Annotated in this window: 27 protein-coding genes; 1 reads left to right on the top strand and 26 read right to left on the bottom strand. The window is 39.9% G+C overall.

Features of this window, described 5'->3' with window-relative positions:
• Positions 1 to 49: 49 nt before the first annotated feature.
• The 10 genes from ACYIA1_RS05715 to ACYIA1_RS05670 form a co-directional block, all read right to left on the bottom strand.
• Positions 50 to 883: a hypothetical protein gene (locus tag ACYIA1_RS05715; RefSeq protein ID WP_272056897.1), complete on the bottom strand. Its 834-nt coding sequence runs from the start codon at positions 881 to 883 to the stop codon at positions 50 to 52.
• A 36-nt stretch (positions 884 to 919) separates the two neighbouring features.
• Positions 920 to 1,990 (bottom strand): glycosyltransferase family 4 protein, encoded by a 1,071-nt coding sequence (locus ACYIA1_RS05710; protein ID WP_480334662.1) that lies wholly within the window; start codon positions 1,988 to 1,990, stop codon positions 920 to 922.
• Positions 1,981 to 3,159, bottom strand: a complete 1,179-nt coding sequence (gene wzy, locus ACYIA1_RS05705; RefSeq protein ID WP_480334660.1) for an oligosaccharide repeat unit polymerase — start codon at positions 3,157 to 3,159, stop codon at positions 1,981 to 1,983. Before wzy ends, ACYIA1_RS05710 begins: the two co-directional genes overlap by 10 nt.
• Positions 3,160 to 3,202: 43 nt before the next feature.
• Entirely contained in the window at positions 3,203 to 4,117 is a 915-nt protein-coding gene (locus ACYIA1_RS05700) for a glycosyltransferase family 8 protein (RefSeq protein ID WP_051635696.1), read from the bottom strand.
• A complete protein-coding gene (locus tag ACYIA1_RS05695) occupies positions 4,114 to 5,547 on the bottom strand; it encodes a lipopolysaccharide biosynthesis protein (protein WP_480334658.1) in 1,434 nt (477 codons plus the stop codon). The genes ACYIA1_RS05700 and ACYIA1_RS05695 overlap by 4 nt, the downstream gene beginning before the upstream one ends.
• 91 nt (positions 5,548 to 5,638) lie before the next feature.
• Positions 5,639 to 5,935 carry a nucleotidyltransferase domain-containing protein gene (locus ACYIA1_RS05690; RefSeq protein ID WP_036614956.1) on the bottom strand — a complete coding sequence of 99 codons (297 nt, stop codon included), beginning with the start codon at positions 5,933 to 5,935 and terminating at the stop codon, positions 5,639 to 5,641.
• A complete protein-coding gene (locus ACYIA1_RS05685; RefSeq protein ID WP_036614952.1) occupies positions 5,914 to 6,300 on the bottom strand; it encodes a HEPN domain-containing protein in 387 nt (128 codons plus the stop codon). The genes ACYIA1_RS05690 and ACYIA1_RS05685 overlap by 22 nt, the downstream gene beginning before the upstream one ends.
• 75 nt (positions 6,301 to 6,375) lie before the next feature.
• On the bottom strand, positions 6,376 to 7,311 hold the full coding sequence (locus ACYIA1_RS05680) for a UDP-glucuronic acid decarboxylase family protein (protein WP_480334655.1): 936 nt from the start codon (positions 7,309 to 7,311) through the stop codon (positions 6,376 to 6,378).
• On the bottom strand, positions 7,308 to 8,624 hold the full coding sequence (locus ACYIA1_RS05675) for a UDP-glucose dehydrogenase family protein (protein WP_036614948.1): 1,317 nt from the start codon (positions 8,622 to 8,624) through the stop codon (positions 7,308 to 7,310). Before ACYIA1_RS05675 ends, ACYIA1_RS05680 begins: the two co-directional genes overlap by 4 nt.
• 14 nt (positions 8,625 to 8,638) lie before the next feature.
• A complete protein-coding gene (locus ACYIA1_RS05670) occupies positions 8,639 to 9,025 on the bottom strand; it encodes a hypothetical protein (protein ID WP_232428590.1) in 387 nt (128 codons plus the stop codon).
• A gap of 197 nt (positions 9,026 to 9,222) precedes the next feature.
• Here ACYIA1_RS05670 and ACYIA1_RS05665 point away from each other — a divergent pair, with 197 nt between their 5' ends.
• Positions 9,223 to 9,357, top strand: coding sequence for a hypothetical protein (locus tag ACYIA1_RS05665; protein ID WP_259012395.1), 135 nt, complete (start codon positions 9,223 to 9,225; stop codon positions 9,355 to 9,357).
• 360 nt (positions 9,358 to 9,717) lie between these two features.
• Here the strand turns inward: ACYIA1_RS05665 and ACYIA1_RS05660 are convergent, their stop codons facing one another.
• The 16 genes from ACYIA1_RS05660 to ACYIA1_RS05585 form a co-directional block, all read right to left on the bottom strand.
• Positions 9,718 to 10,242 (bottom strand): UpxY family transcription antiterminator, encoded by a 525-nt coding sequence (locus ACYIA1_RS05660; protein ID WP_004320758.1) that lies wholly within the window; start codon positions 10,240 to 10,242, stop codon positions 9,718 to 9,720.
• Positions 10,243 to 10,261: 19 nt separating this feature from the next.
• Positions 10,262 to 11,608 (bottom strand): sugar phosphate nucleotidyltransferase, encoded by a 1,347-nt coding sequence (locus tag ACYIA1_RS05655; protein ID WP_259012385.1) that lies wholly within the window; start codon positions 11,606 to 11,608, stop codon positions 10,262 to 10,264.
• A 16-nt stretch (positions 11,609 to 11,624) separates the two neighbouring features.
• Positions 11,625 to 12,566 (bottom strand): GDP-L-fucose synthase family protein, encoded by a 942-nt coding sequence (locus tag ACYIA1_RS05650; RefSeq protein ID WP_259012379.1) that lies wholly within the window; start codon positions 12,564 to 12,566, stop codon positions 11,625 to 11,627.
• Positions 12,567 to 12,577: 11 nt separating this feature from the next.
• Entirely contained in the window at positions 12,578 to 13,666 is a 1,089-nt protein-coding gene (gmd, locus tag ACYIA1_RS05645; protein ID WP_259012378.1) for a GDP-mannose 4,6-dehydratase, read from the bottom strand.
• Positions 13,667 to 13,684: 18 nt separating this feature from the next.
• Complete coding sequence (locus ACYIA1_RS05640) at positions 13,685 to 14,428, bottom strand: WecB/TagA/CpsF family glycosyltransferase (RefSeq protein ID WP_259012373.1); 744 nt, start codon at positions 14,426 to 14,428, stop codon at positions 13,685 to 13,687.
• Between the two features lie 28 nt (positions 14,429 to 14,456).
• Complete coding sequence (locus tag ACYIA1_RS05635) at positions 14,457 to 15,410, bottom strand: glycosyltransferase family 4 protein (RefSeq protein ID WP_259012372.1); 954 nt, start codon at positions 15,408 to 15,410, stop codon at positions 14,457 to 14,459.
• A 159-nt stretch (positions 15,411 to 15,569) separates the two neighbouring features.
• Positions 15,570 to 16,511, bottom strand: a complete 942-nt coding sequence (locus tag ACYIA1_RS05630; protein ID WP_259012371.1) for a polysaccharide pyruvyl transferase family protein — start codon at positions 16,509 to 16,511, stop codon at positions 15,570 to 15,572.
• The gene (locus ACYIA1_RS05625; protein WP_259012369.1) at positions 16,480 to 17,574 is read right to left on the bottom strand and encodes a glycosyltransferase family 4 protein; all 1,095 of its coding nucleotides are present in this window, start codon (positions 17,572 to 17,574) and stop codon (positions 16,480 to 16,482) included. The genes ACYIA1_RS05630 and ACYIA1_RS05625 overlap by 32 nt, the downstream gene beginning before the upstream one ends.
• Positions 17,571 to 18,743: a glycosyltransferase family 4 protein gene (locus tag ACYIA1_RS05620; protein ID WP_302437546.1), complete on the bottom strand. Its 1,173-nt coding sequence runs from the start codon at positions 18,741 to 18,743 to the stop codon at positions 17,571 to 17,573. Before ACYIA1_RS05620 ends, ACYIA1_RS05625 begins: the two co-directional genes overlap by 4 nt.
• The gene (locus tag ACYIA1_RS05615; RefSeq protein WP_480334649.1) at positions 18,716 to 19,279 is read right to left on the bottom strand and encodes an LbetaH domain-containing protein; all 564 of its coding nucleotides are present in this window, start codon (positions 19,277 to 19,279) and stop codon (positions 18,716 to 18,718) included. Before ACYIA1_RS05615 ends, ACYIA1_RS05620 begins: the two co-directional genes overlap by 28 nt.
• Positions 19,276 to 20,355, bottom strand: coding sequence for a glycosyltransferase family 4 protein (locus ACYIA1_RS05610; RefSeq protein WP_259012366.1), 1,080 nt, complete (start codon positions 20,353 to 20,355; stop codon positions 19,276 to 19,278). The genes ACYIA1_RS05615 and ACYIA1_RS05610 overlap by 4 nt, the downstream gene beginning before the upstream one ends.
• Positions 20,352 to 21,134, bottom strand: a complete 783-nt coding sequence (locus ACYIA1_RS05605) for a glycosyltransferase family 2 protein (protein WP_259012365.1) — start codon at positions 21,132 to 21,134, stop codon at positions 20,352 to 20,354. The genes ACYIA1_RS05610 and ACYIA1_RS05605 overlap by 4 nt, the downstream gene beginning before the upstream one ends.
• Before the next feature lie 24 nt (positions 21,135 to 21,158).
• Positions 21,159 to 21,938, bottom strand: coding sequence for an O-antigen ligase family protein (locus tag ACYIA1_RS05600; RefSeq protein WP_259012360.1), 780 nt, complete (start codon positions 21,936 to 21,938; stop codon positions 21,159 to 21,161).
• A gap of 528 nt (positions 21,939 to 22,466) precedes the next feature.
• Positions 22,467 to 23,147, bottom strand: a complete 681-nt coding sequence (locus ACYIA1_RS05595; RefSeq protein WP_272060519.1) for an acyltransferase — start codon at positions 23,145 to 23,147, stop codon at positions 22,467 to 22,469.
• The gene (locus ACYIA1_RS05590; RefSeq protein ID WP_259012349.1) at positions 23,135 to 24,478 is read right to left on the bottom strand and encodes a lipopolysaccharide biosynthesis protein; all 1,344 of its coding nucleotides are present in this window, start codon (positions 24,476 to 24,478) and stop codon (positions 23,135 to 23,137) included. Before ACYIA1_RS05590 ends, ACYIA1_RS05595 begins: the two co-directional genes overlap by 13 nt.
• A 713-nt stretch (positions 24,479 to 25,191) precedes the next feature.
• Positions 25,192 to 25,890 carry a tyrosine-protein phosphatase gene (locus ACYIA1_RS05585; protein WP_259012339.1) on the bottom strand — a complete coding sequence of 233 codons (699 nt, stop codon included), beginning with the start codon at positions 25,888 to 25,890 and terminating at the stop codon, positions 25,192 to 25,194.
• Positions 25,891 to 25,907 lie beyond the last annotated feature (17 nt).

Here is a 25,907-nt window from a genome sequence, read left to right as displayed (position 1 = left end):
GAACTAATTTATAGTTTATCTAAAAGTAAGTTTAGCAAAAATTCGCAGCCTATTCTTTCACTAGATTAAAATAGACCAAAAGCCTCCATAATGTATCTTTATTTTCTGTTTTTACGACATCATATAATCGACTTCCTTTATGAAACCATTGATAAAACAAATCTACATGATAATAATGTAAACCTATTTGAGAAACAGGTAAGAAATCCGCACCTGATAGCCTCGCCATGACATAGAACCACAAATCATCCAAAAGAGGAGATAATTCTGAACGAAGTTGCTCATTAAACACCATTTCATCCAACACTTTTGGAGGATATAAAACTCCTCTCTCTCCTATCGGAAAAGTACATTTATATCCGTTCTTATAACTATACGTATAAGAATAATAAAACAATATTTTATTTGGAAACAATACATATTGTTTATACAAACCATATATTAGATTTGATGAATAATAGACATCATCATCCACCGTCACAATAGCTTTATCCGAATATTCCTCTAAAGCGGGGATTAGCTTCGTATAAGAACGAATATCTTTACAAAACATCACTTTTAATCGTTTCCATTCTATCATTCTACGCAAAGAAAAAGGTAAGTTATCTTTATTCCAATTATCATAATCCAACCATAAGACAATCTCTTCTGGCTCCACCGTCTGTTTTAAAATTGAAAAAATCGTATATGGAACACTTTTTGATACTCTTCGTCCATAACTAGTGAGTGATACCACAACATTCTTTGCGCACTTTGATGATTTTTTAGGAGGAATATTCAACAACAAATGAAACCAAACTTTGAATTTCAATACATTTCCAATAATTGAATTTAACAACAACCTTATTTTCATTATAACCTCACTATTATCTACATTATTCATAACTAACATATATAGTTTAACAAATAAAACATATTATTATTTTAACAACCTTTCTGTTATAAATTTTTCTATATCATTATCCAAATCAAATAGAGAACGAACATTATTATAAGTAACTAAAGCTCCTTTAGATAAATTAGACTGAAAGTTTACATCATTACATAATGCCAAAATAGCATTCTTTAAAGCCTTCACATTCTTATTCTCTACCAATATACCATTTTTTCCATCCTTTAAAGTAAATGGAATAGCTGAATTATTAAATGCAATAACAGGAAGCCCATAAGACATAGCCTCAATTAGTACCATACCATATCCCTCTAACAATGAAGGAAAAACGAAACAATACGCTTTAGAATAATAATTTCTCAATTCTTCGTCAGACACACGACCAGAAAAAGAGACAACATCTTCTAAGCCATTTTCTGACACCAATATTCTCAATTTATTATAGTAATTTTTAGAACTAATATTTCCTACTACATCTAAGTGAATATTTTTCCGTTCTTGTTTATTCATCATTCCTAAAGCTTTTATCAGACAAAAAACACCTTTCCTTTTATATACAGTACCGACATAAAGCAATCTTATTTTTTCATGACATGAACAAGGTCGTTTTTCTTTTCTAAATGCCATTTCTAAAAATATTACTTGACAATGTGGAACAATACGTCTTATAATCGTACGAGTGTACGGATTAGGAGTTATGACTGCGGACGACAAGATCAGTCCAATGCGTTCTAATATTGAAAATAGAAATCTCTTTACCCCTCTCATACTTTGATAACGAAAATGATGATGAATAATGTAAATATCCAAGTGTGAATAAAACAATCTGAAGAGCAAAATAATCCACAAAGATTGGGCCACCCAGCCGCTATTAAAAAAAATAGCATGACAAGAAATAATCTTTTCACGATGTTGCCAAATACGCACAGGAAGATACCATTTATTAACAGAACCTGTATCTGTAAAATAAGAGACTTCAACATTAAGAGATGATGCTATCTTTTTAAACAAATAAGAATCATACACTTCGCCTCCAGTTGTTGGAAACATATAATTTCCTATAGGATATAGGATACAAATTTTCTTTTTTATTTCCATAACATTCTTTTTGATAAGAACAACAAAATCCACATTATCAACAATGTGTATATTGTATTTGATAATTCTGAAATGTCTCCACTTGTTCCAAAACCGATAGTTAGTAGAAAAGCAATACTTGAAGCATTTGGAAATATTTTTCCTGTCAACTTAAATATTATATTGATAAGAAATATAGTGAAGAACAGATTAAGTAAAAATACATATGGCGATTTTATATACGAAATGATAAACACTCCAATAACTCCAGCCATAGTAGAATAGTTCTCTTCCTTAGAATTCTTTATTTGCATTTGAACATAAGTACCTACGCTTTTAAATTCTGGTCTATACCCCCAATAATGTAGAGTATCATATAAATAAAACAAACTAGGAATATATTCTATATCATTAGCTATCTGTAATGATTTTTGAAATATATATGCATTGTTAGAAAAACTACTTACACGTCCACACATTTTACTAAATACAATGTCATAATTATTTATATTTTCAGCTATTTCTTCCCCTCTTAATTGAGACCGAAAATTAAATGCAGTTGAAATTATCACAGGAAGCATACATATTATTACCAAAACAAAAAAGAAATTTCGAATGAATAACACTCTTACTTTCTTTCCATTCCTAAACAAGTATAATAGTAATAACAAAAAGCAACCGCCCAAAGAATGTGCAGATAAAGATTCTATTATAAATAATATAACGGTGACAACAATATTTTTCTTACTATTTGAGAGCAGAAGAAAAACTATCACCCAAGGACGTGGCAATAATTTCGATATTGCTGAACGAACATAAGAAAATAAACTTCCATCAATATGCGTTGAAGTTCCCATAGTTCCATAATTCATAAAATGCAGGCCTATATGAAGAAGGAGCAGGCACCATGTAACATTACGAATAATTGTAATATTAAAACAAGTTGGAACACGAAAAGCCTCCTTAAGATAATATTTTGTATACAGTTTATATATGAACACATAAGGTATAGCTGTTAAAATTGCCATAAGCAACAAAATATCTACCGACAACAAAACAGTTCCTTGAAAAAAATCACCATTGTATGTATTAAATATAACTGTATATAAATAGCTAAAGAAGACTGCTAACAAATATATCAGAACAATAATTTTTCCATCATACATGGCTATTTTAATAGTTGATTGCATAGGTATTCAGTAAATATTTATAAATCTTTGTATACAATTAATACTATCTGTAATTTAACCGATTAGCAATTAAGCCTAATTTAACTAATAAATTTATGCCTACATTTTTCATTCTCTTTCTAAATTCGACATGTTGCATCTTCTTATTTTTCCACGGACTCAAAGATTTATATTTTTGATATAATTCTTTTTTAGGGTGTGTACATTCTTTAAACCAAGGCTTACAAAGTGTATAATGAAGGATTACTGGATTCTCTGCCGCCTCATATATCTCCGCCCAATATTTTTTAGCAATCCATAGTTCATCCCAATAAAATCCCTCTTGTACATTGTATTGAAATGGCAAAGCTAATTTTGTTTCTCTTAACACATAATTCAAGGCATCTTGATCCCAAAGTTTTAGTTTTTCAGGATTATCACTTATATATTCTAAGACCTTTGATGTTACATTATTTTCCCTCCAATAATCCAAATTAAAAAGCATAACACCAGAGTTAAAGTACCCCAAAGACATCTCATAATCCAAATTATTACAAAAACGAATATCACCTCCTCGCTGGTCCATTACAACTCCAGCGGAATATCCCTCTATATCAATAGCCCATAGATTCTCCAACGCTTGAAGCACTAGTATATCACAATCCAAATACAAAACTTTACGAACCAACTCCGGGAGAATCACAGATAAAAGTATTCTAAAATAAGCGACAATACTTACACGATCATTTTTCCGGATCGGACAATCCTTCAAGTCGTTCTCATCAACTTTATACACGCTTATGGTCTGTCCATACCGCTCCACAATACCCCGCAAGGCCTGTTCATTAGATTCCTGAATCGTATTGGTCAATATATGAAAATGGATCGGGCTTTCCCCTTTATTCTCACAGATGGAAATCATCAATATGCCGCAATGCTCCGCATATGTGTCATCCGTACAACATGCTATATGTATCATACTCTTCTAATAATTTGTTTTATAAACCCAAACTCTCTCAATTTAAAAATGTAACAGAAAAAAGAATAAGAAAGCGTTTCCACCACGATTCCTAACAATAATCGCAACACTAAGACTGAAGTTAAACGTAAGGAAACGTACATAAGTAATCCCATCAACAGGGAACTTACCCCTATGGGAAAAGTCTCCATAATCTCTCTTCTCAGATCAAACTGATAAATTCTTCTCACAAAAAAGGAAATGGTAAACATGTCGAACAAACTGTAAGCCAATAGCCCCCAGCAAATGGCATTCATACCCCAAGGAATAGAGACTAAAAGAATCGAGAATGCCCCTATTTTCTTAATGATCTCCGCCCTCAAGGAAAGATCGCTGCGACCCTTCACGTTCAGCAACTGCCAATTAAACACCATGAAAGGATACCACATATAGGCTATACAAAGAATGGACATAAAGGGTGCGGCAGGCAACCACTTTTCTGAAAGTAAAAGCTCCACCAAGGTTTCCGACATGACCGCCAGTCCTATCATCAACGGAAATATAATAAACAACGTAAAACGAAGATAATTGAAAAAAGTACGAATCAACCTCTCCTCATCATTCTGTAATGCACATAAAGTCGGATACATGGTACGATTCACGATCTCAGTCAAGTTCGTCGCCGGAAATACGGCCAAGGTTTGGGAACGGTTAAAATAACCCACCTGCATCGGATTGAAAAAACGCCCGATAACCAATGTATAGAAATTCAGGTAAATCGTATGCAGCAATCCCCCTAACAACAATTTGGATCCGAAAGCAAACAATTCCCGAAACGAGGCCCAGGAAAAGGTTTTTTGAGGCACCCACGCCACAAACCACCAAAGCAACACCATATTAAAAAAAGTATTGCCCAATGATTGCGCAATCAACGCCCATACTCCATAACCCAACCAAGCCAAGCAAATACCCAGCAATCCACTGACACTAACAGCGATCAGAGAGGCTTTCGCCAATGTTCGGAAATCGGAGACAATAAGTAGCCGGGTACGTTGAACCAACAAAAACGCATTCAGCATAAGATTCACACCCACCCACCTCGTCACAGCCACCAATTCCGGCTCCCTATAAAACGAGGCAATGGCAGGTGCGCTAACAAACAATACCCCATAGACAACCAAGGCGATAAGGATATTGAAATAGAACACCGTGGAATAATCCACCTCCGTCCGGTCCTTCTTCTGGATCAAGGCGTTTGAGAAACCACTATCCACGAAAGCCTGGGCGATCGCTAAGAAGATACCCAGCATGGCGATTAAGCCGTACTCCGATGGCAATACCAAACGGGCGATGACAATGCTCAGCGCAAACTGGATCCCTTGAACGGAAAAACGCTCAACAGCACTCCACATCACGCCCTTGACGGCCTGACGGCTAAAAGATTCACGCATATAAAATAAATGTAAAAAAGACTACGCCTAGGTAGAAAGGTATTCTATTTATAGAATGTCAAAAATGGGATGCAAAACGAGTATTTATGCGCTAAATAAGAATACCCGTTTTTGTAATATCACAATAAAGAGGATTATCCATATCCTCCGTAAGCAAGACCGGCTCGATAAGCGTACTTATCTTACGGCGCAGTTTCCACAATAAAGGGGTATCCGCAAAATAATTATCATCCATACGCTCTACCACCACAGCGATATCGATATCGCTATCTTCCGAATAATTACCCTTACTATAAGAACCATAAAGATACAACGCTTTTAACGGCAACCTTTCCGCTACCATTTCCTTATATTTCCGGGCAAGACTTATAGCTTGTTCTTTATCCATAACTGAAGCTCCTTGGTCTGTTCTAATATTCTCGTACAATACTCCTTTGTCAGACTCTTCATCAGTCTCTCTTTATAAGAAGGATAACGAGCCTCTATATTCAACGGTTCAAGCTGATCTATAAAATCAAGTTGCTCTTCCGAAAGCTCTTGATCTAGCCCTGTCCTTTCTGCCAATCGAGATAAGGCATGCGTCTTCAACGGAATTTCGGTCAAGCAATTAGTCCAATAAGCCTTCAATATCTTCTCCATTGTCTGATGGCACATAAACCCCACATAAAGATAACGACCCGTAAGCAACATCGCATTTGCTGTCTCTAGGTCATAATCTGACATTTCAATCCAATAAGTCACTTTATTGTCCATCTAAACACAGTTTTTACAAAAGAAGGATTTCTATACGCTCACTTCATTGGCAAATATAGACAATTCATTCTTTTATCACAAACATTTCTCCTCAAAATAAGCGATCGTCCTCTTCAATCCCTCTTCCAACCGGATTCCCGGTTCCCAATCCAGCTTTTCCTTTGCCAACGTGATATTCGGCTTACGTTGCCTCGGATCATCGCAAGGCAAGGTACGATAGACGATCCTCGATTTAGAATTTGTCAACTCGATTATCTTTTGCGCCAGCTCCAGCATCGTGAACTCTCCCGGATTCCCTGTGTTCACAGGACCGATGAAATCGTCTCCCGTAGCCATCATGCGAATCATCGCCTCTATCAGATCGTCCACATATTGGAAACTACGGGTTTGGGTGCCGTCACCATAGATCGTGATATCCTCGCCTTTCAAGGCCTGTACGATGAAGTTGGAGACCACACGACCGTCGTTCGGGTTCATTCGCGGGCCGTAGGTATTAAAAATGCGGATGATCTTGATACGGACACCGTTCTGACGACGGTAGTCCATAAACAACGTCTCGGCGCAACGCTTACCCTCATCGTAGCAGCTGCGGATACCGATCGGGTTCACGTTGCCCCAATAGCTTTCCACCTGCGGATGAATGGCCGGATCGCCATAGACCTCACTCGTGGAGGCTTGCAAGATCTTCGCTCTCGTACGTTTTGCCAAGCCCAACATATTGATCGCTCCCATCACGGAAGTCTTGATCGTCTTGATGGGATTATATTGATAGTGAGGGGGAGAGGCGGGACACGCCAAGTTATAGATCTCGTCCACCTCCGCATGATACGGATTGATCACGTCATGACGAACCAACTCGAAATGGTCGTTGCCCAATAAATGACGGATATTGTCCTTACTGCCCGTGAAATAATTGTCCAGACAGATCACGTCATTTTCCTCCCTCAGCAAACGATCGCATAGATGAGAGCCGATAAAACCGGCCCCGCCTGTAACCAATATTTTTTTCATCTTTGTCCGATCCTTGAGTACGTGAAACCTAATTCCTTCAATTCCTCACCGTCATAGATATTACGGCCATCCACGACTATATGATTCCGCATCGCCTTATGGATGATCGCCCAGCTGGGTATGCGGAACTGTTTCCATTCCGTCAGCAAGGCGATAGCGTCAGCGTCGATCACAGCCTCGTACATATCCTTGCAATACGTAACCACGTCACCGATACGGCGCTTGGTCTCAGCCATGGCGATCGGATCGAATACATTGATAATCGCTCCGGCTTTCAGCAACTTGTCTATCACGACCAAAGCTGGGGCCTCACGCATATCATCTGTCTCGGGCTTGAAAGACAAGCCCCACATAGCGATCGTTTTACCTTGTAAGTCTCCATGGAACGCACGGCTCAACTTATCAAAAACGATATTCTTCTGTTCCTCGTTCACCGCCTCGACAGCCTCGATCACACGCATGTGATAATCGTTCTCTACTCCCGTATGCAACAACGCCTTCACGTCTTTCGGGAAACAAGAGCCTCCATAACCGCAACCGGCGTACAAGAAGCGGCTGCCAATACGGGAATCCGCTCCCATGCCCTTACGGACATTATCCACGTTGGCTCCCACACGCTCGCAAAGGTTGGCGATATCATTCATGAAACTGATACGGGTAGCCAGCATGGCGTTGGCGGCGTATTTCGTCATCTCAGCGGAAGGGACATCCATCATCAGGATCGGATAGCCGTTCAAGGTGAACGGACGATATAATCTCTCCATCAACTTACGGGCACGGTCGCTTTCCACTCCGACAACCACACGATCAGGAGCCATGAAATCCTTGATAGCGGCTCCTTCCTTCAAAAATTCCGGATTCGAGGCTACATCGAACTCAATGTTTACGCCTCTTTTATCCAACTCCTCCTGCACGGCGGCACGAACCTTTATCGCCGTACCGACCGGGACCGTGCTCTTGGTCACCAAAACTACGTGCTTCTTGATGTTACGGCCTACCGTGCGGGCCACTTCCAGCACATATTTCAAGTCCGCACTACCATCCTCATCCGGAGGGGTGCCTACCGCACTAAAAACGATTTCCACATCATCCAGACAGGAGGTCAACTCCGTCGTGAAACGGAGACGACCGGCCTTCACGTTACGTGCGACCAGATCATCCAGACCCGGCTCGTAGATTGGCATCTTACCGTCCAACAAGCGTTTTATCTTACTCTCGTCAATGTCCACACAAGTGACACTGATCCCCATCTCGGAGAAACAAGCTCCCGATACAAGCCCTACATAGCCTGTACCCACAATAGCGATATTCATATAAATGGATTAAATTATTTGTCGATCTTGAACAACGAACGAAGCTTATCTTGCAACGCCTCGTTCACCAGATAGCAGAACTCACAGCTCACGTTGGTCGCACCCTCATCCGTCACGACCGAGGTATATATAGGGTATTCATTGCCTTTGCTTACATTATTACGCCAATGCAAGGCCCGTATATTCAAAGGGTTATCCCATAAGACTTCCGGTACGCCCAAGCATCTCAACCTCGAAACCGGATAAATATGGTCGATCTCCCAACCGAACATACTATCCCGGTTATTATAATCCTCATAGGCGATCCAAGCACCGCACGCATCTTGACGAATACGATCCAGATCATACCCATCGACCACCATGGCGGAACGCCAAGCTATATCTTTTAATTTGATAATCACGGTTTGATTTTTATTCATTTTTCTTCGAGTACTCAGCTTGCGCCTCTATGGCAGATACTGATTCAGGCATAGTTTACTTTAAATTCTTATCAATTTGATGGATTAATTTGAAAGACAAACGCTTATGGAAGTTCTGAAAAGTCTAAGGTAACGATTTAGAGATTGTGCTAATTTCAATATTTTACAGCCTCATACTCATGAGTATAACTCTTCTTAGAACAAAGGTAAGAATATTTTTTGGATTAAAGAAAAATTCCGAAGGGAAAAATAAAAAATATTTGGGAGAGAGGATTGGAAAAATTCAAGAGAGGGAGGTTGAGGGATTAAGTTAGGGAAATCGCATAATCAATTTGTAGTTACCGAAAAAGGCGTATTCGAAATCCCTGTATATTGCTTCTACCGGCGATTACACGACCGGAAATTATATAAAAAATGACCCCAATCAAGAAGTATTTTATGTTTCTCGGTTGGGGTATAAAGGTTATTTGAATTGTAGCCATACCTCATATATTCAAGCTGCCTTCCTTTAAAGGAATATGCAGTGACGATTTCATTTCCATGTCTGCGAAACTTGGTAACAACATCTTTTAAAGGTGTCTGGAATTGCTGGCAGTTATGTACATATCCGAATTCTGATTTTATGCGTGTTTACTCATAAAATTAGACTCTATATCTGCTTGCACAGGTTATCACTATACTATTTCCTGTAAATAACATTTGGGAATATAATTGGTGGCGACCAATATCAGCAAGCCTTCAAAAGGAATAACCAGCCGCTTGTTCTTTTTGATACGTCTGTAATATCCCACTACTCCGGCATATTCCCCACCTGTCACCCGGTATTTTTCGGCGTTCTTCACGAGATTATCATCATACGGTATCTGTTCGAAACCGTCCTCCATGGAAGAAGTGAGCATGATGAACATGTCCATCTCTTCATCCGGAATGGAAGCTGGAATCTGGGTACCGGGACGATGATACACCATGGCTTTCTCATCGAGAATCGAATTCAAGGAAGAGATATAGTCATCATCGCAACGCAGGAACATCAACATGGCGACAAGCGGAACCCGCCTGATCACGACTTCCCCATCCGGTTGCGGATAGCTTCTGGTTTTCATCGGGATATAACTCTCAATCCCGTCACGTGACAATGTGGCCTTGATTTCCGAAAAACGGTTATAGAAAACCTTCAGGGCATACCATTTTTTCATCATGACCTATTGATTCCTTTTTTTATGATTTCCAGTTCCAATCGAACCTTTCGACATCCTCCTCCACGAGCAGATCTCCTGACTGTACCTCAATAAAGAGCAGATCGGTCATGGCCTTGACGGCATGTCTCATGCCCTTCCTGATACAGACGGTGTCTCCACGGCCGATTCTAGTCATTTTCCCATCAAGAGCCAGCATACCCTCGCCATCAATGAATGTCCAGACTTCATCGCGATAGCGGTGAGCCTGATAGCTTATGCTCTTACCGGCTTTTATCTTTAACTGCCTGGTAAGGGTCTCATATCCGTCAGGAAAACTCACCGTATCGATAACCTTATATTCTCCCCAGCGACGCTCCTCGTACATCGGGCGGCATTGCAAGCGGTCCGCATATGTCTTGATGTGCTCGCTCCTGCCTTTCTCTGAAACCAGGATGCCATCGCATGAAGCGGCTATTACCATGTCTTTGGCACCGATGCACATGACAGGTATTTCCAATTCGTTGATCACATGGGTGTTTTCAGATTTCTCGTCCATCACCACGTTACCGATGCAACGCTCTTTCAGTTCATCGGTAAGCACGTTCCATGTGCCGAGATCTTTCCATTCCCCGTCGTATGGAACGACAGCCAGAGACTTCGCTTTCTCCACCACCTCGTAGTCAAAGCTGATCTTTGGCAGTTCCTCATATCGGAGGCGTACCTCCTCAAAAGTATCGTATGCGAGATAACTCTTTACGATGTCAATCATATATCCGAGACAGAAAGCGAACACGCCGCCGTTCCAAAATGCGCCATCTGCAATAAATCTTTCAGCAGTGGCGACATCCGGCTTTTCCATAAAACGCTCCACTTCATATATTCCGTCTGTTTTGCGATGCTTTTGAGGTATCACATAACCGTATTTGGCGGACGGATAGGTGGGCTTTATGCCCATCAGTACAAGATCAGCCACATTATTCTGCACTGCTTCCGCCATTTCCGCTATAGTTTGAAAATAACGCTCTTCCGTATACGGGTCACATGGCATAACAATGACTGTTTCATTCTTGTCGCATTTCGCTGTTTTCTCCAAATAGGCGGAAGCGAGACAGATTGCGGGGAAGGTGTCCCTACGGCTAGGTTCGGTGACGACAGTCACATCCTCACCGAGCTGATTGGTGATGGCATCCTTTTGGAATACACTTGTAGCGATTGTAACCGGGCAGGAAAGTCCCGATTCCTTGATCTGTCGTATGACACGCTGTACCATAGATTCCCTGCCTCCGTCCGGGTAAGGAAGCAGTCTGAGGAATTGTTTGGAGCGGGATTCGTTTGAAAGCGGCCACAGCCTTTTACCAGAACCGCCGGATAAGAGTATGATTTGCATGATTATGTTGTGAAAGTTATCTTTCCGCCCTCATCGGGTTGTTTAAGAAATCCTCGTAGGAAAGACGGATGCCTTCCTCCAGTTCTGTCTTGTATGTCCATCCGAGCGAAGTCGCTTTCGAAACGTCAAGCAGCTTGCGGGGGGTACCGTTCGGCCGTGAGGTGTCCCAGCGTATCCCGCCGGTGTAGCCGATTATCTTTGCCACTAATTCTGTCAGTGCCTTTATGGTCAGTTCCTTTCCTGTTCCGGCGTTTACTGTCTCGTACCCCGAATAGTTGTTCATCAAGAACACGCAGAGATTGGCTAAATCATCCACATAGAGAAACTCTCGCAACGGGCTACCGTCACCCCAGCAGGTCACCTCTTTCAAGCCCGCTTCCTTCGCCTCATGAAAGCGGCGGATAAGCGCCGGTAACACGTGGCTGTGCTCGGGGTGGTAGTTGTCATTCGGCCCATAGAGATTGGTGGGCATCACGCTGATATAGTCCGTGCCGTACTGGCGGTTGAGAAACTCGCAGTATTTTAATCCAGAGATTTTTGCCAATGCGTATGCCTCGTTGGTCTTTTCCAGTTCGGAGGTAAGCAGGCAGCTTTCAGGCATCGGCTGGGGTGCCATACGCGGGTATATGCACGATGAACCGAGAAACTCCAGCTTCCTGCAACCATTGCGCCATGCCGAGTGGATGACATTCATCTCCAGTATCATGTTTTCGTACATGAAGTCCGCCAATGCCGATTGGTTGGCGATGATACCGCCCACCTTTGCTGCGGCGAGGAATACATATTCGGGCTTTTCTTCGCCGAAGAAGCGTTCCACGGCTTCCTGGCGAGTCAAGTCCAATTCTTTGTGCGTGTGTGTGATGATATTCGTATATCCCTGGCGTTGCAGTTCCCGTACAATGGCAGAGCCTACCATTCCGCGATGCCCTGCCACATAGATTTTTGCGTTCTTCTCCATTGTTTTCTAGATTATTTCACGATTCCTTTCTCCAGATATTCGGCAAGATTGGTTCTTACCTGTTGCGATGCACGCTCCACGGCCACTTTTGCCATATCGGCGTCCACCATGATTTTTACAAGTTGCTCGAACGATGTCTTCTGCGGATTCCAACCCAGTTCACGTTTCGCTTTCGATGGATCTCCCCAAAGATTTACCACATCGGTCGGACGGTAGAAGTCGGGAGAAACCTCGACAAGTACTTTACCGCTCTTGCAGTCGATGCCTTTTTCGTTTTCACCTTCACCCTCGAAACATAGTTCGATTCCGGCATAACGGAAAGCCAATTGGCAGAACTCACGTACCGAATGCTGCTCGCCGGTGGCAATGACAAAATCTTCCGGCTTGTCGTTTTGGAGGATCAGCCACATGCACTCCACATAATCCTTGGCATAGCCCCAGTCACGGAGCGATGACAAGTTTCCTAAATACAATTTATCCTGCTTGCCTTGGGCAATACGCGCAGCGGCAAGGGTTATCTTGCGGGTAACGAACGTTTCTCCGCGGCGTTCCGACTCGTGGTTGAACAGAATACCTGAACAGCAGAACATGTTGTACGCTTCGCGGTATTCTTTGGTAATCCAGAACCCATACTGTTTCGCTACGGCATAGGGAGAGTAGGGATGGAAAGGAGTATTCTCATTCTGGGGTACTTCTTCCACCTTGCCGTATAGCTCTGACGTGGAAGCCTGATAGATACGGCAGGTATCAGTCAGATCACATTGGCGCACAGCTTCTAAAATGCGTAGTACGCCGGTGGCATCGACATCAGCGGTAAACTCCGGGGAGTCAAACGACACCTGCACATGACTCTGTGCGGCGAGGTTGTATATTTCGTTTGGCTTTACTTTTTTCACCACCTGTAAGATGCTCATCGAGTCGCCTAGGTCAGCATAGTGGAGGTGGAAGTTAGGATGCCCTTCCAAATGTGCGATACGCTCACGGTAGTCTACCGATGAACGACGTATAGTACCATGCACGTCATATTCTTTTTCTAAAAGAAATTCAGCAAGATATGATCCATCCTGTCCGGTGATACCGGTAATTAAAGCTGTCTTCATTAATTATGATTTTTATTATTATGACTTATTGTTCTTTTTTCTTCTCCATTCCGCCCAAAGTAATCTGGGCAATGTTACCGCAATCCAACCACAACGTTTCAACTGCTTTCTCGGATCGCAGAAGATGCGGTATACAAATTCCATATGTGCTTTCAGCATCCATTCCGGTGCTCGTTTTTCATCTGTTCCGCTATAAAACTTGAAAGCAGCTCCCACGGCAATCATGACTCCCCGTTTTAGGTGAGGTTTCAGCTTATTCATAAAGTATTCCTGCTTGGGGGCTCCCAAGGCTACCCAAATGATATCAGCGCCATCCGCTTTTATCACCTTGGCTATACTCTCATAATCGAAATCCTCTACTGCTCTATAAGGAAGTTCCATAAATCTCATGCATGCCACATCTGGATTTACTTTTGTAAGATTATGTTTCAATCCCCTCAATGTAGACTGTGATGTTCCCATGAAAATCATTCGGTACTTCCTGCAGCAAATAATGTCCATAAATATCTGGCTTCCGCAGTATTGTTCATATCGCTTTCCATAAATCCAGTGAATATAGAGAGGTACATAACTACTGTCGCAGATAGAGAACATTCCTCCATTGACTACTTTCAAATACTCTGAGTTTCTATTTGCCACATCCAGTACCACACCGTCGGCGACACAGATATAGTCTGCTCCTTTCTCTTTTACTTGCTGGGCAATACAATTCTTTACGAGTTCTTTGTCGAACTCGTAGTGGATATTGAAATAAGTTTGCATGTTAAAGTTTAATGAGGATAGATACCCTTTACATGGATACCGTTAAGATTTCTTTTATATTCGCTTCAAACTGTTCAATGGTATATTGACGTTTATATTTTTCATGACCGGATTCTCCCATCCGTAAGCGTAATGGCTCATCATTTATCAACTCTGATAGTTTTTGAGCAAAAATATCGGCATCCAGTGTTTCGCACACGTATCCATTAACTTTGTTTTCTATGATGTCTGCTATTCCTCCCACATCAGTGGAGACTATAGGAAGACTATGTTGCATTGCTTCTAACAAAACAAGTGGAAAACAATCATCCATTGTAGGATGCACAAATACATCTGCTTGCTGGAAAAAGTGTTCCTTGTCCGCGCCATACTGTTTACCGGCATAAATCACTAATTTATCCAAGCCTCGTTTTTCCACTTCCGCCTTGAAACGTGCCGCATCTATTTCTGCCGTCTCACCACCCACAAAATCGCAGATAAACGAATAATCCTTATTTTTCAGAATTTCCAACGCATCGAGTAGCACTATAACTCCTTTGCTTACCATCAGGTTGGAGAGAAAAAGCAAATGTGGAATTCGGTTGTTCCGCTTGGCTTCCAGCTCCTCTTGTAAAGTATCCGGTATGCCGTTCGAGCAAATCAGTATCTGATCTTTTTCTACAATCTTCTTTATGTCAGGATACAAACGCCATGAAAGTAATATTACTTTTGTATTCCGGTATATCCATGGCATCAACCATCGATAAGGCCACCTTTCCACATCTCTGCTCATCCCTTTATTGTGCTGATGGATGACAATCTTACGCCGAAACAACTTGCAAAGCAGTACAAACGGAGCATCTTTCAAAAAACCGATACCATGGCAGGTTATGGCCAAATAGCAGAGATCGTAACGATGGTACATCAATTTCCCCAAGACTATGCAATAAGCCCATATAAAGCGCACCATTTTCAAGAGCGGCTTCTTTCCAATCTCATCCATCCGTCGTGAAGTGGATAGATTCACATAGTCGCAATTGAATGTCTTATTGATTAGCTTGCTATCCTTGACGTATTGACTCATCATAGCGGAGCCATGTACCGGAGGCGGAAGTGGGGTTATGAAAAGTATGGAAGGCTTTAACTTTGAACTTGTCATATTTCATTTATTTATCATAGTTATTTCCTCGACATCACTAAGCCAAGTTTTCACAAATTCTGAGATTTTACCATAAGAATTATCTACAGCTGTTACAGATTTTCCGCACATTAAAGCAAGAATTATCGCATGTAGTCTTGTGGAAACAATAGGGTCATAGCTATTTATAAAGTCCCGACCAATATCAATCAACTTCTTTCGATATACAGTATCAGCATATCGATTCCATATTCCTACGCTAAACGGTATTCTCAAAGTCGCTAATTTGTTAAGTACTTTAGCGAAAAAGATACCATCAAATAGCCGACCCTCAAAAGTGGGCCAGTCTTTTATATAATCGGCATTAAAATCAACGGTGTCGGCTAATAGTTCCTTGTCAACTCTCTTCAAGTAAAGTGATCCTTTAGTCGGCATATCAAGGACGCAACTGAGCCGATGCAAGGGAATACAAAACGCCATGTCAGGTAGCAGATAAACATTACGCAATCCAATTTTCTTCATTTGCCGAAATCCCTTTTCATCCCTTATACAAAAATGCAAATCGGCATGTCTGTTCAGCCGGGCCACATCTTCCAAGCATAGATGAGGATTTGAATAGAATATTGTCTGAGGGAAAATAACAATTCGATTACGGGAATATTGGTCCATTATAGAACATAGAAAATCAAAATGTTCCCGATATAAGTTGCCGAGGTTGCCACCACCATGAAACAAAATTGTCACCTCCCTCCCCAATTCAGGGAAATTAAAAAAGTCCCGGGAGGAATAGCTCAGGCACTTTCTATTGTATTCTTTAAGAAAGGATTTTTCTCCTTCCCAAATAAGTTGGTCTCCAATATTGGAGTGATATGGACAATCCACGAGGACATACTCTTTCCCAATCAGAGGATTAAGCGTATCTATTATCAGGTTTCTAAGTATTGGTAGCTTGTCTGCAAATTTCATAATACAATTTTTCGTAATTGTTCTGCATTTCAGATAATGAAAACCGTTGGATTGTGTATTTTTCCGCTAGGCTTTGTAGTAGTTTATAATCTAAGTTGCTAAGATTTTCAAATATTTTTATATATTCTCGTAAATCATTATTATTTACCTTTAATGGCCAATCCTGTGGAAGTGTTTCAGAAAGTCCTTTGGCATTATTTATTATCGTTGGAGTGCCGGCTATAGAAGCCTCCATAGGAGTAAGAGCCAACCCCTCAAACAGCGACGGCATAAATAAATAATCAAAGCTACCAAGCTGAGAGGCCAATAATGGAATCCGGTCTTTAAAAGCAACATTATCAAACTTCGATAACGCTTGCGTTACCTTATCTTTTTCAGATCCACTTCCAATGATGTGAAACACAAATCTTGTGTCATTGCCATAATGTGACACAACATCAATCAGAGAGTCTATTCCCTTTTGATATTCCATTCTTCCCGCAAAGAGGATATTTAATTTGCCTTTCACAAGCTCGGGAAACAGTTTCTGTGTCGTCGTCTCTACACCATTGTGTATTATCTGACAAACACTTCCATATTCATCACTATATGAATCTCTAGTTGATTCAGATATGGCGATGTTGGAAGCTTTGTTTTGCATAAATTTTTCGACTTTCTTCCCAATCCACTTCCATCTGTTCCACAATTGGTTATTATGAATGGTACGGACTATACCTATATTTTTGAGAAGATTACCCGAGTATATACTGTATAAGTAAAGAGATAAATCCGGAACTTCAGTATGCGTATGAATGATTGATGGATGAAATTTCCGAATTAAAGCAGCAAGCCTTGACGGAAAAGCAAGCATGGCCAGTTTTGTATTTCTAACTTTAGCTCGATGCACTGTGACACCGTTATCCTCCGCTTCTTTGATAAATTGGACGGTATAATTCGAATCGGCAGCCGCAATTTCAATCAAATGATATTCAATATTCTTAGAGTTGGATTTAGAAATATTCAAGGCTACTCTCTCGGCTCCGCCTATGTCAAACCGGGATATGATATGAAACACAGTCATCATGCTTGCAAATTCTTTATGAGTTCATCCATAAGTGCATCAAAATCATATGGAATGATTGAATCATTCGTCTTCTCCACACAATCCACCGGCTCTACAAGGTCAAGTATCTTCTTCATTTTTACAGCTATATCTTCTACATTATCTGAGTGACATATCATTCCATTATTAGCTGTTATCAAGCATTTAGCTCCAACCTTGTCACTCACTAAAGCCGGCATACCGGCCATGAGCGCTTCGGCGATCACGGCGCCGAAGGGCTCATGCGTGCTTATAAGCACGCATGAGCCCTTCAGGTTATACCATGCGAGCAATTGATTACCCTCATATCTGCCGGGGAAGACAACTTTACTATCTAATTCCAACTCTTTTGACTGATTTATCAGACTTTGTTTTAATTCTCCATCACCAACCAATATTAGTCTGATTTCCTGCGATGATTCTGTAGTAACCAATGAAAACGCTTTAATAAGAAGTTCCAAGTTTTTCACTACAGTGAATCTTCCTACAAATAACAAGCATTTGCAACCTTTCAGATTGAACCGCTTGATATAATCATTGGTTATAGGAATAGATGATTTCAATCTTTCGCAGAAAAGAGAATTTTTATAAATAATCGGAAAAAAGGACGTTTTCTTGGCACCAATGAGCTTATAGTACTCAGCGACTTTGGGATTTATGCAAATTATTTCATTGATATGCTTGGTGAAGAACTGTGTTACTGTTTTCCTTAAACTTGTCCTGTTATTAAACACATCTTCACTATCATCACATATTGTTAGGAGTTTGTATTTTTTGCCTTGGCTAAGTTTGATAAGATAGCTTACCCAAAGTGATATTCCGAACTCATTGCAAATTACAATATCAGGCTTGAAATTCCTGATTTCCTCTGAATATCCGAAATTTATATTCCTTTTAAAGATTATGTGATGGCGGTCAAGATAGCCATATGAATAAGTGGCATCTCTAAGCAACTCATTCTGATTAAATGCTTGGTTAGCGTTATTTCTAGTCATGAATACAACTCTAAGATTCATGCGCTTACCTAGTTCATTAAAGAAATCCACCCTATATGGTGCTAGGGCTGGATGGAATATCAATACTCGCATTTTATCTGATATTACTATTAACTGTGTGCCGACAACTAAACCGGATGAAACGCCCCCTTCCATCCGGGTACAATGTATGAATGCCGGGAAACTCCTGTGGAATTATATAAAAGAGTGCCTGAGGGAATATCTTTTGTAATAGTGCTGTTGGCTCCGATAACTACATTGTTTCCGATAGTGATGGGGCCTGCTACCACAGAGCCAGTACTAATCTGGCAGTTATTTCCTATTACAGGTGTATGGATAGGCTCACCATTGCTGCCTTGTCGTTCTTTGCAATTATTGCCGCCAAGCGTTACATATTGTCCTATCATCACATTTTCACCAATGCTTTTGGCTGCAATGATGATTCCATATGGATGTGGCAGTCTCAAATATGGCCCAATTTCACGACATCCAAGCTCAATGTGGTAGCGTTTTTTTAGTTTTCTGAGCAATATCGGGCGTATTAATTGGCAAAACTTACCCCCCATGCATAACCTTATGTATATCAATGGTTTATAGCTATAGCTAAATAATGTACAAATAATGATTCTTGGTAATGTGGGATTAACGCCGCGTGCTTTAAAATCCGACTTTATTAACTCCAGTGTTGTCATATGTTTGAAAGTTTAGAATAGATGGTATCGAGTGTTTTCACATAAATCTCAGTGGAAAAGTAACTGCAAAATCTTTCATGCGCATTATCTCCCAAATAATCCATCTTATTTTGATTAGACAATAGTTCCTCTATCTTATTACACCATGCCTGTGCATCATATGTAGACACAACAAAACCGCTTTCGCCGTTGACTATCAGTTCAGGCAGTGCGCAGGAGTTAGATACTATTATGGGGCATTTATAACTCATAGCCTCGACGACTGCCATTCCGAAGCCTTCAAGATTGGCCGGATGCACGTATACCGAACACTGGCTCAGGAAGTCTTTGACATCATTTCTGAATCCATGGAGAAAAACATTATTCTCCAAATGGTATTCAGAAATCATACTTTCGATTTTTTGTCTCAGAGGTCCATCTCCGAGTATGTGATATTGTACATTGACACCTTTGTCTTTTAGTAGTTTGACTGCCTCTATCATTGTCTCCGTATTCTTTGTCGGATTCATTCCCCCAATACTAAGTAGATATTGATGTTCAGAACTATGCTTACAGACATTATCATGTGATTCGAATGCAGGACAATTGTACACTGTCTGAATATTTTTGAGATACTTGCCGAATATCCCACGGTAGAAATTCTTGATGTAATTGGATATTGCTATATGATGGTTATGGAACAGAAACGAGCATTTTTGGAGAATCCTTTTCCATTTTGAATAGTGAAGTGCCCCCTCAAAAGATCTCACTATTCTTATCTTGGGATATAGTATCTTCGCTAATGCCGATGAGACAGAATCAATTGGGAAATAAGCATGAATGACCGTAGCGTCATATTCATTACATAGTCTAACCAGTAGAAACGCATTTTTCAAAGGATTTGACAAGCTATATTTTTCAACAAGAATCGCATTATCAATACACTCCCATTTGGGTAGATAAATTCTATTTTTAGGATTGTATGCATAACATATGACCTGTCTGAAATCGGATTGCTGAGCGAGGATTCTTACTTTGGCAGCTGTGCCACCAACTAAACCTATGTTTGGCAGAAGTTGTATTATTGTTCCTTTCATTTCACACCTTTTATTCTGCGTACCATCGTTCTAAGAAAGCCTATGCGCTTGAATGGCTCCTTAACGAATTGCCATGCAACCCACACATTACCTTTTGAAAATAATCGGGCACCATGTAATCTCTTCACGCGAATCAATTCTTTGAAAAATTTTATTTGAGAAGAACAAGTCTTGCTTTCTTCCCAAAGCCTGAATTTAGCAAGATCAACAGGGAGCGTATAGGATTGAAACTGTTTCGATATCCTTACAAAAAATTCATGATCCATGGTATAATGGAATGATTCGTCAAGATGTCCGACCGTATCCAAAACTTCTTTTCTGAAGAATGTTGAATTTTGCATCACAGAGGTCTTAACCCCGTTAAGAAGATGGTCGGCAGTAAATGGTTGGGCTTTTACAACACTTAGTTGATTACCATCTCCATCGATTAGAATCTGGTTGCCGGTTACCACATATTTGTCAGGATTTGCGGTAAAGAACTCATTCAGTGCTTTCATCGCACCGGGTGCAAGCATATCATCGCTGTTTATCCAAGCGATTACATCGCCTGTGGCTCTTCTGAACCCCTTGTTAAGACCGTCACTCTGTCCACGGTCTTTTTCTGAAGTCCATAACAAATGAGGATATTGCTTTAAGATACTGACTGTATCGTCAGTGGAGCCTCCATCTATTATTATATGTTCAAACTCCGGATAATCTTGCGACAAGATGGATTCTATATTGTCGCGAATGTACCTGCCTTGATTGAAAGATACTGTAATTACTGAAATTTTAAGCATGACCAGCTAATGACTATATAGTGTTCAGTTCAACTTCTCCTCCTCTGATTTTAATATATATACAAAAATCATATAGAGTAAAGCGAATGTATAATTGAATTTGATAAATATGGATGTCTGTACATAATTGGGCATTTGTGAGACAATTGATGTGATTACAACTAGAGCAAGTAGTCCCTTTATCTCTTGAGGGTATTTCCTAAAATACCCCCAGGCTTTTGCAAGCAAAAAGAAACAAGGGAGACTACGAAGCACAATTCCAATCACACCTTCACACCACAAAATGGGAGCCACATAAGTATCTGTTCCCAGAACAAAGCTATATTCCCCTTTGGGCGCATCTCGGATATACCCTAATCCGGTCCATAGGCACTGATGGCGTTCTAAGGTATTTACAGCTTTATCTATTAGTCTCTCTCTGAAAGCGTATGTGCCTTCTTCTTTGACTAACTGAGAATTGATTGTTGAATCTATAAGATTTCCCCAAAACGTTAGAGCTTTTGGAAACAATATAGTGAGAAAAGCAATACCTATGAGAACATAAAAGAGCAACTTATACTTATCGCGAATTCCCCATTTCCAGATGTATAATATTATTGTAAGTATTACAATAATACCTGCTGTTGCAATTAGGTTTCTAGTAAAAGAAAGAAATAGCACAGCAAAACATATAATCACATACGCAGCATTTTGTTTATTTTCGTCATATAAGTATGCTATGAAGCAAAATGCAAAAATTACGGGAACAATTGGTGGCAATCCTATAATATTTCTAATTACAGAAATTCCTCCAGCTGTTTCCATACGAACGTCAATGCTAAATATATTGATACCTGCACATTGTACAAAATATAAAACAGCCAATATGACGAACCATTTAAGTACCAGCCTGGCAAAGATTTCCATCTTTATGATAGACATACTTGAAATGTACCTCATACACAGTAAAAATGAAGGTAATAGAATATAGCTCCTGCGATATATAGTGATAGCTTCAGATAGGCCAATTGTGAAAATTGTTGTAACGAATTTGAATAACGTCCAAATTACAGCAATCCATATCAACCCATACAAATTTCTTGCTTTAACCTTATAATGATGCCGATATGCATATTGAAAAAGGTATAGTGACAGAGCAAACGCCAAAATGCTGCTACCTAATGTTGATAGTAGTGGTATGAATGACGTTAGCATCCACCACACACCGCTATCGGTATAAGGACAAATGAATACGATGATAAACAGGATATAGTCATACCTATTCAGTTTTTCTTCATTTGACAAATCTGCCGTGTTTGTTAATTGGGGCAACATATATTAGTCTGTTGGATATTATGACAAGTATTCGAAATGAAATTGTTTTTTGAACTGTTCCAAGTTTGTTTTTCCCAAGTCGCAACTGATGCCGATCGTCTTTTTCCCAGTATAATACTGGTTAAATAATTCCTCAAGATATTCCTTGGTGAATCGCTTTTTCTCAGGATATAAAATTCGTTCATGTTCCATGATTTGGTCAATTGTGAATTTGGCTGCAATAATCTTTGCAGGACTACCAACGACTACTGCATACGGTGGTATCTCTTTATTGACAAGCGTATTCGCTCCGACGACAGCCCCCCTGCCAATATGTGACCCTGCCAATAATGTGACTCGTGCACCAATCCACACATCCTCTTCCACAATAACATCCTTTTCGATATCATTTATATGAGAAGGTGCTAATAGATATTGTGGGATACCTACAGTTGGTTTATGATTGCCCGTTACAACAAGCAAATCAACTGATACGCCAGAATACTCTTTCAGCACAAACTTTCCAGTGTAGTTATAAATCGTATGACGGCTTTGAAGTCGAGAGTAATCATATAGATAGACTTGCGATGGGTTTGAGATAGTGGAGGGAAACGCAAAGTGCACACCTTTCCCCATACCCCCTAAGTGCATGTTTTTTAACTTGCACTTGTTTACAAATCCTTGCCATATATTAAGTATGATAATAACTATTTTAACCATAATCCTTTAGCTGTTTTATTTAGTATTTTTCTTATCTGTATTGTAAAGGTCGTACTGTATATCATGTTTATTACTATCATTGATATAATTACACCATAGCAACTTACGTATCTCCCCAAAAACAATGAAAGTGGAATGTGAACTATAAGACCTATCAAGGTTATATAAGTTTGCAATTTAATAGCACCAACGCCATTTATCATGTTTACTTGAATAATATCCCATGAGTGAACAATGGTGTAAATACCGATGAGTACCGTCATGATTAATGGTACATGAGCTTTTTCGCCTATCCACAGTTGGTAAACGATGGGTGAAACTATAATCATCAATATAACAATGACTGTCAAACCTCCCCAAAGTTTGCACATCTTATTATAAACATTCTTCATCCATGAGTAATCATTTTTTGTGTAGGCTTCGGTAAAAGCCGGCCACAACGGAGCCATAATAATGGTTAAAATCATCATAGAAATCGTGATATACTTGTATGCTATGTTGTATGATGTAACATCTGATGGCCCGGAAAGATTTGAAATCAAAATATTTGTACATTGATACAATACTACAATTTGAGCCTGTATGAGGAAAAATTTTGAGCCTAAGTTGAATAAGTCCTTAATCTGTTTTTTCTTTACAAAATTCCAAGACGGTGCAACAGCCTTAAAAGAACTACTGAACAGGATAAATGATGCAATTATTATAACAAATATCGGAATTGTTGAAATTGCCAATGCCAACAAACTCAGCGATGGAGGACAATATTTTGTAAGCAACAAAATAATAAATAATGAAATGAAATTGCCGATGACAGGGAATGCAGAAGATAAAGCCACTTTCTGATATGCTGCAAGGACAGCTGTAAGTACATTAACGATCATTTGTGCGCATAAACAAGCAGCCAAAATATGTAATGTCTTGATTATATCCGGATTGTAATTTCCTGTCACATTTAGGAACGAAGCCCAATTGATATGGGGAATGATCATTTCCAACAAGATACAGAGGGGGATGAATATGGCTATCATCATAAAATAGGTGGTAGAAACCAAAACCTTTCCCCGTTGCATATCGCCTAATGCAATCGCTTCTGTTAACTTGTTTTTAAGTCCCAACGTAAAACCGATGTCGAAAAAGTTTAGCCACATGATTATAGATGATAATGTTAGCCAGATTCCATACAAATCAGATGATACATACCCCAAAGTTAATGGGACTATCAGTAGTGAAATTATTATACTGCAACCTTTCACGAAAAGGGAGCCAACAATGTTTTTCTTAACGGCTACAGAACGGTCAGTTCCTTGCTTTATAAAATCAAGCATTTTCATCACAATGGGAATTTAAGAGAGAACTTGCCTGCACATCCGATTTAATGGAATTAGTATAAGTGCAAGAAGAACATTTCCAAGTATATAAATCATACTTTTAATATGTATGGATGTAGTTAAATCCAAAAAACAATGGATACATAGGTTTGCAATGTAGAACTCTAGTGAATATTTACCAATATAGCATATTATGTGTTGAATATTCTGTGGAATGTATTTAATGCCCTTTATACATAATATGATCATAATAGGAGCTAATAAAGCGGTTGAAATAAAAAGCAATTTGGGATTAGAAATATTTGCATATAAAAATGTAATAATACCAAGTGTACTTGTTATATAGGCGTACTTCGTGAAATGCTGACTTTCGAGTGAACACGACATTTCATAGTATATAAAAATTCCGAATAAGAAAATGGGCAGTCTGCTGATAAAACTGTTGTACTGAAATGGCATATCAATCATACTGACAACAAGCACTGATAATAGGAGTGAACAAATCACCCCCCTCCGTTTATAATTGTTAACATATAACATGAGTACTGGATAAATAACGTAGAGTAATAGTAAGGAACTTAAATACCAATCACGCACATATCCCCCGGCTCCATATAATACAAATTGATTAATGAACCGTCGTTATTGTATTCGTCTATTGTTATAGTTTGAGTATTCATTAACCGTATTCAATAAGATGAGTGGCAATAATCAGATTAAAAATTGAGCAGTTTTTGTACATTTCTTGTGATGCTTGTACAAATGAACTTTTGAAATATATTGTAACTGTGAATGTCCGTTCCTATATGAGTAATAGCCTTTTCTTTTAATAGCAGCATGGCTTTTTTCTTAATCCGGTTACCGTACATACCTGCTATTGACGGAAGGTTGAGCTGGAACTTTACCCCCATGTCTTTTAGCCGTCGATAATCTGATTCACCCATATAAACATACCGTTCGGGGTGAGCGAGAACCGGATAGTAGCCTTTGGCCTTGGTGCGAAGCAGGATATTGCTCAATCCCATTGGAGGAGTGAAATAAGAGGTTTCCACCAACAAATGGTCTCCATTCTCGCCCAAAGGCAACAAGTCATTCTTTTCCAAACGCTCCTCAAAGAGATTGTCGAGCATATTTTCAGCCGCAAGATGCAGATTTATTAGACCGGTGTAAGCAGCTTGAAGTTCAGCGTAACGCTCCCGGAGGTGTGCTGTAGTATTGGGTATGTCCTCCATGATGTGTGGCGTCAACCACACGGATTTCACGCCCAACTCCTCATACAGACACAATATTTCCAACGCCTCCTCTATAGTCTGCACCCCGTCATCCACACCCGGCAGGATGTGCGAGTGCCAGTCGGTAAACCCCTCGAATATGCCGCTATCTTTCAGCGGAATGCGTTTTCTGAAAGGCCACACAATGATATGAAGATTTT

Source organism: Parabacteroides sp. KHUB-02 (assembly GCF_056640955.1).
Note: the sequence above shows the minus strand (reverse complement) of the source record. Positions and strands in the feature narration are given on the sequence as shown.